Origin of the sequence: Collinsella sp. AM10-26, assembly GCF_003472525.1 — a bacterium.
In the GTDB taxonomy this organism is placed as follows: Bacteria; Actinomycetota; Coriobacteriia; order Coriobacteriales; family Coriobacteriaceae; genus Collinsella.
In genome coordinates this window covers 1-1,917 of the sequence record NZ_QRMC01000019.1, presented here as the reverse complement: position 1 = coordinate 1,917, position 1,917 = coordinate 1, and the positions used below count along the sequence as shown (strand labels likewise).

The following is a 1,917-nucleotide window of genomic DNA, read 5'->3' as shown; positions in this document are numbered from 1 at the left end:
TCGGAAGGCACGTGCAGACCTTTCGTCATGGCCTCCTACCTTTCTTTCGGGCCCTTGTCAGGGCCGATTCGTTAGCGCCCCTCCGTGTGAGGCGTTATTGCTGACGACATATTTATATCCAAAATCAGCCCATACTTCCACCTTGCCCCCGAACGGTTTTTTATAGGGGGTGAACGGCATACACATATACTTCACGCATGGCAAACTTTGATTTAATAAAGTTTATTTACGTGCTTAAACGCTTTTTTAACCGGAAAATCAATTGGAACTAATCTTTCTTAAACCACCCTCAATTTGCATATTTCACGCAAATGTATGAATAGAATTCGTAATTCTTGCTATGTCTCAACCATTTTGATTTTTATTCAGAAAAAAGTTCGTCCTATTCATTTTTAGCAACCAGGCTACCGTTTACCAGACGTTGGATACCGTTCACCGGAAGCTCAGTATACGGCCCCTCGGATACCCCGCCTGTTTTGCGTCTCTATTTGTAACAACTTGACTTTTTCGGCGGTAAAGACAAACAGACCCGCCCCAAAGGGAGCGGGTCTGGATTCGGTACATCGAGGGCCCAGTAAGGTTTAGGCCCTCGAAATCCTCAAGGGCTACCGATCGAACTCGGCCAGTGCCTCGCCCAGAAGCCTCAGGCCCTCGCGAAGAACGTCTTCACTCGCGCAGTAGCCCAGACGCGCGCCGCAGGGAAGCTCAAAGCGGCTGCCGGGAACCAGCAGCACTCCCCTCTCGGCCAACAGGCGCTTGCAGAACTCCTCATCGTCCTCGGGAATATCCAGCTGGATAAACGAGGTGGATACGCCCTGCGGCGCCGTCCAAGAGACGCGGCTCTGCGTATCGATCCATGCCTGAGCGATATCACGGTTGCCAAACACGATCTTACGGTTGCGCTCAAGGATCTTATCCTTGTGCTCGAGCACGTAGGTCGCCAGGGCGTCGTTGAACACGCCGCCGCAGATCATGGTGTAGTCACGATAGATGCGGATGCGGTTGGAGACCTCTTCGTCGGCCACGACCCAGCCCACGCGAGCCGCAGGCGTCGAATAGGTCTTGGACACCGAGTTGGTGACAATGGCCTTCTCGTACACGTCGGCCATCGATATAAAGGACTCAGTGTTCTCGAGCGGCAGATACACCTCGTCGCACAGCACGTAGGCGCCCACCGAGCGGGCGATCTCGGCAATCTGGCCGAGCGTATCGGCATCGAGCACCGTACCGATGGGGTTCGATGCGTTATTGATGCAGATGAGCTTGGTGTTGGGGCGAACGAGGTGCTTGAGCTGTTCGATATCGGGCTTCCAGCCGAGCTCCTCGCGAAGCTCCCAATACTCGACCTCGGCACCGAGCGTACGCGGAATCTCATAGAGCGGCGCATAGGTAGGCCACTCGGCAATCACGTGATCGCCGGGCTCGACAACAGCCATGATGGCATTGAGGTTAGCACCCGTACAGCCATTAGTCTGCAAAATGTGATCGGGATTGACCTCGCGACGATACAGCTTGGCGACTTCGGCCTTAAACTCCGGCGAACCCTCGATCCAGCCGTAATTCATCTTCTCGCGATCCAGACACTCGTAGAACGTAGCACCGTCCTGCTCGTCAAGTGCGCGAAGCTCACCCATGGTCAGCGACGAGATCGTCGACTGAGCGATATCCCATGTAGCACTCTTCTCCCAAACGTTGAGCCATTCCTCAACGCCAATTGTCTTGATATCCATGGCCACCTTATCTGATCTTAATTTAGCGTCAATAAACATGAATGGGACGGTGCGAAAGAACCGCACCGTCCCATTGGGAGACATCTAATGGCAGCTAGATGTTTGTATTAAGACCTGTACGGGTCTTTGAAAACCTTAGAGGTCCTCGCGCCAGAAGGGCATGCTCATGCAGCGCGGGCCGCCACGG

The 1,917-nt window shown here is 53.8% G+C and carries 1 protein-coding gene; it reads right to left on the bottom strand.

The features are described from left to right. Positions 1-605: 605 nt before the first annotated feature. Complete coding sequence (locus tag DW123_RS09435; RefSeq protein ID WP_118273754.1) at positions 606-1,730, bottom strand: aminotransferase; 1,125 nt, start codon at positions 1,728-1,730, stop codon at positions 606-608. Between the last annotated feature and the right edge of the window lie 187 nt (positions 1,731-1,917).